The 4999-nt window shown below is 74.8% G+C and carries 5 protein-coding genes and 1 pseudogene; 3 read left to right on the forward strand and 3 right to left on the reverse strand.

The genetic code is table 11. From position 1 onward, the window contains the following. From FV227_RS27715 to FV227_RS27725, 3 genes and pseudogenes are all read right to left on the reverse strand, one after another. On the reverse strand, positions 1 to 714 hold a 714-nt coding region (locus FV227_RS27715), incomplete at its 3' end, for a metallophosphoesterase (RefSeq protein WP_147860392.1). 103 nt (positions 715 to 817) lie between these two features. Then, positions 818 to 1261: a DMT family transporter gene (locus FV227_RS27720; protein ID WP_147729846.1), complete on the reverse strand. Its 444-nt coding sequence runs from the start codon at positions 1259 to 1261 to the stop codon at positions 818 to 820. A 97-nt stretch (positions 1262 to 1358) separates the two neighbouring features. Next, positions 1359 to 1829 (reverse strand): annotated as a pseudogene (locus FV227_RS27725) (VIT family protein); the annotation flags it as partial. A 473-nt stretch (positions 1830 to 2302) separates the two neighbouring features. Here FV227_RS27725 and FV227_RS27730 point away from each other — a divergent pair. From FV227_RS27730 to lpxK, 3 genes are all read left to right on the forward strand, one after another. Then, positions 2303 to 3058, forward strand: a complete 756-nt coding sequence (locus tag FV227_RS27730) for a lysophospholipid acyltransferase family protein (protein WP_147860393.1) — start codon at positions 2303 to 2305, stop codon at positions 3056 to 3058. A gap of 24 nt (positions 3059 to 3082) precedes the next feature. After that, positions 3083 to 4387 carry a 3-deoxy-D-manno-octulosonic acid transferase gene (locus tag FV227_RS27735; protein WP_147860394.1) on the forward strand — a complete coding sequence of 435 codons (1305 nt, stop codon included), beginning with the start codon at positions 3083 to 3085 and terminating at the stop codon, positions 4385 to 4387. After that, positions 4387 to 4999 (forward strand): tetraacyldisaccharide 4'-kinase (lpxK, locus tag FV227_RS27740; protein WP_147860395.1); only part of this gene is annotated, 613 nt, incomplete at its 3' end. The genes FV227_RS27735 and lpxK, both read left to right, overlap by 1 nt.

Consider the following 4999-nt stretch of genomic DNA (forward strand, 5'->3'; position numbering starts at 1 on the left):
CGCCACGTGGGCGACGCTCGCCACGTGGTTGTGCCCGTGCAGGACGAGGTCGGCGCCGACGCGGCCGAGCATCGCGCTGAAGGCCGCGGCATCGCGCAGGTCGCGGCCCGGGCTCGCGCCGCCGGGATGGGGCGGGTGGTGGATCATCACGACGCGCGCCGGCCGCGACGGGTCGGTCGCCAGCGTGCGCAGGAGCGATTCGGCCGCCGCGATCTGGCGCGGCCCGAGCCGGCCGGTGGCGACGAACGGCACCGTCGGGATCGCGCTCGACAGGCCGACCAGAGCCAGCGGCCCGCGCCGGCGCAGATAGGGAAACGTGCCGCTGCCGCCGGCGTCGTCGGCGGTCCAGGCACCGCAGGCCGCGAGCAGGCCCTCGAGGGAGCCGCGCACGTAGGCGTCGTGGTTTCCCGGCACGAAGCTGACCGCCTCGGGCGTGCCGAGCGCCTCCAGGAAGATGCGCGCGGTGTCCCACTCGCTCGGCAGGCCGATGTTGCACAGGTCGCCGGTGCAGGCGACGTGGTCGGGCGCCTGCAGCCTCAGATCGGCGACGAGCGCGCCGAGCACCTCCATGTCGTGGCTGCGCGAGCGCCCGCGGCGCCAGTTGGCGTAGCCCGTCGCGCGCTTGCCGAAGAGCTGGCGCAGGCGCGGCCGCGGCAGGGGGCCGACATGCGGGTCGGTGAGGTGGGCGAGGCGGAAGGACACGGGGGACCGCATCGCGGTTGAGGCCGGCCGCGTCAAGCGAGCCGGCGCGTGCCGCGCGCCGGCCGAGCCTCACGCCGCGCGACGATCAGGGTTCATGCCGCGCGACGATCAGGGTTCATGTGAAGGCGACCATCCCGACGCCGACGATCATCAGGGCCGCCCCGAGCACGCGCCACAGGCTGGCCGGATGGACTTCGAACCCGACCCAGCCGTAGTTGTCGAGCACGATCGAGGCGACGACGCCGACCGTCACGATGAGGCCGAGGAACGACGCGGCGCCGATCGCGGGCGCGGCGTAGAGCTGGGCCAGGATCAGCAGGACGCTGAGGCAGCCGCCGAGCCAGCCCCACCAGGGCACCGCCGCGACCTGCTCCCAGCTCGGCACGGCGAGCTTGCCGAATGCCAGGCCACCCAGCAGCATGAAGGCCGTGCTGACGAAGAGGATCACCACGGCCGCCGTGACCGGCAGGCCGAAGGTCTTCGAGAGGGTCGCGTTCTGCCCGGGCTGGATCGCGTTCGCGAGGCCGGCGAGGACGGTCAGTCCGTAGAGATACCACATGACTCGGTATCGCGCGGCCGAACCGCCCAGTTTCCCGATTCGGATCGCCTGCGACGAAATGGTGGCGGCCGGCGCCCCGTCGGATCGGGCCACGCGCTCAGGCGCTGCCGATCAGCACCCCCACCGCCAGCACCAGCGCGCCGCCGAGCACGATCTGCAGCACCGCGCGGCCGAACGGGGTCGCCATGTAGCGGGTGCGGATCGCGGCGATGGCGAGCAGCTCGATCGCCACCACCAGCACCGCGAGGCCGGTCGCGAGCGCGAAGGCGTTCGGCCAGTGGCTCGGGATCGCGTAGGGCAGGGTGTGGCCGAGCCCGCCGAGCGCCGTCATCGCGCCGCAGACCAGGCCCCGCATCCACGGGCTCCCGCGCCCGGTGACGCGGCCGTCGTCCGAGAGCGCCTCGGTGAAGCCCATGCTGATCCCGGCCCCGAGCGAGGCCGCGAGCCCGACGAGGAAGGTCGCGCCGTTGCTGTGCGTGGCGAAGGCGGCGGCGAAGATCGGGGCCAGCGTCGAGACCGATCCGTCGATCAGCCCGGCGAGCCCCGGCTGGACGTAGGCGAGCACGAAGGCGCGGTGGGCGTCGTCGTGGGGTTGCGGGGTATGGGGGTCGACGACGAGGGTCGCGTCCATGATCGACATCCTATTTAGATCGATTCCAAGCTACACATTGGAATTGATCCAAACAACCCGTTTCGCGCGGTTTCGAGGTGTTTTCGGGCACGCCGCGCAGCGATCGGCCGCCCCGGGACGCCCGGTCTCGGTTGCGCGGGCCGAGGCGACGGGTCTAGACAGCCACCGGGCGGCGCAGGACGGTGCCGTCCCGCTGTCGCGTCCGAACTGCCCGACCCGTCGCGAGGCGCGGTCGGCGCCTTGCCGCCCTCCGGCCGTCGCGCCCCCGCGCAAGCCCGGCCGAGCCTCGGAAAGCGAGACATGAATCCCACGCCGACCGTTCCCGCCGTTCGCGTGCCGCAGCATTGCGCGGCCTCGCCCGGCGATCGCGGCCCGTCCGCACGGGGCCGGGTGCGCCGGGCTTCGGCACGATGAGCCTGGGCAAGCGCGTCATCCGCCATCCGGCCGTGCAGGGCGCCCTGGGACGGCTCGCGGCCGGCTACCTCACGCTCGTGCGCCGCACCAACCGCTTCACCATCGAGCCCGCCGGCGCCGATCCCTGGCTCGACGGGATGTCGCCGTTCATCGCCGGGATGTGGCACGGCCAGCACATCATGGTGTCGTTCGCCGGGCGGCCGGTGGACCGGGTCGCGACGATCATCTCGAAGAATCCCGACGGCAACATCAACACCATCGCCCTGGAGCGGATGGGCGTGCGGGTGATCCGCGCCTCCGGCGCCCGCGGCCGCGTGGTCAAGGACGCCAAGGCCAAGGGCGGCGCCGAGGGCCTGCGCGCGATGATCCGGGCCCTGAAGAACGGCGAGATCGTCGCCTTCTCGGCCGACGTTCCGAAGGTCTCGCGCCGGGCCGATGCCGGCATCCTCACCCTGGCGCGCTTCTCCGGCCGGCCGATCGTGCCGGTGGCGGTGGTGACGAGCCGCCACATCCGCTTCGGCAGCTGGGACCGCGCCTGCCTTGGGCTCCCGTTCGGCCGCGGCGCGGTGGTGTTCGGCGAGGCGGTCTTCGTGCCGCGCGATCCCGACCCGGAGACGTTCGAGGCCCTGCGCGCCCGCCTCGAGGCCGAGATGAACCGGGTCCACGACCGCGCCTACACCCTCGTCGGCCGCCTCGACCGGGTCGGGGACAACTGGCTCGGGGCCGCCGCGCCGCGCGCCGAGGCGGCATGAGGAGCCCGGCATGAGGATCCGGGCATGAGGGCGCCGCCCCTCACCTTGGCCCTCAAGGCCTATCGCGGCGGCCTGTGGCTCGGCGAGCCGGCGGTCGCCGGCCTGCTGGCGTGGCGGGCGCGGCAGGGCAAGGAGGACCCGACGCGGCTGCCCGAGCGCCGCGGCCTGCCCGGGCGGGCGCGGCCGGTCGGGTCGCTGGTCTGGATGCACGGGGCCTCGGTCGGCGAATCGCTCTCGCTGGTCGGCCTGGTCGAGGGCATGATCGCCCGCGGCTTCTCGGTGCTGGTCACCACCGGCACCCGCAGCGCCGCCGAGCTGATCGGCGCGCGCCTGCCGGCCGGCGCCGTGCACCAGTACATGCCGCTCGACGCGCCGCGCTGGGTCGAGCGCTTCCTCGACCATTGGCAGCCCGACCTCGCCCTGGTGGCCGAATCCGAGATCTGGCCGAACACGGTGGTGGCGCTGCATGCCCGCGCCATCCCGCTGCTGCTCGTCAACGGGCGGATGTCGGAACGCTCGTACGCGGGCTGGGCGCGCGCGCCGCGCACGGCGCGGGCCCTGCTCGCGCGGATCGCGATCTGCCTGACGCAGACGCGGGACGACGCCGAGCGCTTCGTGCGCCTCGGCGCGCCGCGGGTGAGCGTGGCGGGGAACCTCAAGTACGACGCCGCCGTTCAGCCGGCCGATCCGCAGCAGGTGGCCTATCTCGGCGACATGATCGGCGACCGCCCGGTCTGGGTCGCGGCGAGCACCCATCCGGGCGAGGACGCGGCGGCGGCCGAGGCCCATGCCGCGCTCAAGGGCCGGTTCCCGCGGCTCCTGACCATCGTCGCCCCGCGCCACCCCCATCGCGGCGGCGAGGTGGCGGCCTGCGCCACGGCGCAGGGCCTGCGCAGCGCGCGCCGCTCGGCGGGCGGGCGCCCGCACCCGTCGATCGACCTCTACGTCGCCGACACGATCGGCGAGCTCGGGCTGTTCTACCGCCTGAGCCCGCTGGTGTTCCTCGGCGGCTCGCTGGTGCCGCATGGCGGCCAGAACCCGATCGAGCCGGTGCGCCTGAGCAGCGCCGTGCTGCACGGGCCGCACACGGAGAACTTCACCGAGGTCTACCGCGCCCTCGATGCCGGAGGGGGCGCCGCCGCGGTCGCCGACGCCGCCGAGCTCGCCGCGACGCTGGCCGACCTGATGGCCGCCCCCGACCGCATCGACGCGATGACTCGGGCCGGGCAGCGCGCCCTGGTGCCGTTCGAGGGCGCGGTGGAGCGGACGCTGGCGGTGCTCGACCCCTTCATCGCCCAGATGAAGCTCGCCGCCTTCCACCACGGCTGATGCGCCCGCCGCGCTTCTGGCAGGACGGCTCGGACCATCCGGCCGCACGTCTGCTGGCGCCGCTCGGGCGCGCCTACGGCCGCCACACCGCCGCCCGCATGGACCGGCCCGGCGCGTGGGCGGAGTGCCCGGTCCTGTGCCTCGGCAACTTCACCCTCGGGGGCGCCGGCAAGACCCCGAGCGCGATCGCCCTGGCCGCGCTGCTGCGCGACCTCGGACGGACGCCCGCCTTCCTCAGCCGCGGCTACGGCGGGCGCCTGCCCGGGCCGGTCCTCGTCGATCCCGCCCGCCACGGCTGGCGCGACGTCGGCGACGAGCCGCTGCTGCTCGCCCGCCACGCGCCGGTCGTCGTCGCCCGCGACCGCGTCGCCGGCGCGCGCCTCTGCGTAGCGGCGGGCGCCGACGTCGTCGTCATGGACGATGGCCTGCAGAACCCGACCCTGGCGAAGGACCTCGCGCTCGCCGTCGTCGATGCCGGCGTCGGCACCGGCAACGGGCTGGCCTTCCCCGCCGGGCCGCTGCGCGCGCCGCTGGCGCGGCAATGGCCGCATGTCGGCGGCCTCGTGCTGATCGGCGAGGGCAGGGCGGGCGAAGGCGCGGCCGGCGAGGCGG

Origin of the sequence: Methylobacterium sp. WL119, assembly GCF_008039875.1 — a bacterium.
In the GTDB taxonomy this organism is placed as follows: Bacteria; Pseudomonadota; Alphaproteobacteria; order Rhizobiales; family Beijerinckiaceae; genus Methylobacterium.